We start from the raw sequence: 585 nt of genomic DNA on the forward strand, positions 1-585 counted from the left end.
CTCCGGGCCGGTCATCCCGCGGTGGATCGCCGGATTCTCCGGGTTGTCGTACTGGTTGGTCCAGACGTACGAGCTGTCCTGCTCGCGCAGTTCGGCGATCCGGCTCAGCCGGGAGAGCAGATAGCCACCGGACTCGTCCCGCTCGGTCACGGTGATGATCTCCGCGCCCAGATCGTTGAGGCGTTCCAGGCACTCCGCCGCGATCAGCGGGTCGACCACCGCGGTGAAACTCACCCCGAGATAGCGGGCCAGCATCGCCAGGGCGATCCCCAGGTTTCCCGAGGTGGACTCCAGGAGCCTTCCGCCGGGCTGCAGTTCACCCGACTCGACCAGGGCCCGGACCAGCCCGAAGGCGGTCCTTGCCTTGATCGAGCCGGCGACGTTGTGCCCTTCGAGCTTGAGGTGGATGACACGGGGCCGACCGCCGATGGTCAGCGTGACGGGCAGTACCGGCGTCGGTCCGAGAAGCGCCTCGAAGTGTTCGAGCCGCTGTTTCATCGACATCACGCCTGATCCCTTCCGTCCGGTCAGACCGAGGGGGTCGCGGAGACGATCCAGTTGTTGTGGGTGTGCGGGTACGGGGGG

Annotated in this window: 1 protein-coding gene; it reads right to left on the reverse strand. The window is 67.0% G+C overall.

The genetic code is table 11. The features are described from left to right. The coding region (locus ABD323_RS44145; RefSeq protein ID WP_344447631.1) for a pyridoxal-phosphate dependent enzyme at positions 1–504 on the reverse strand (504 nt) is incomplete at its 3' end. Between the last annotated feature and the right edge of the window lie 81 nt (positions 505–585).

This window comes from Kitasatospora nipponensis, assembly GCF_039528135.1.
Taxonomy (GTDB): Bacteria; Actinomycetota; Actinomycetes; order Streptomycetales; family Streptomycetaceae; genus Kitasatospora; species Kitasatospora nipponensis.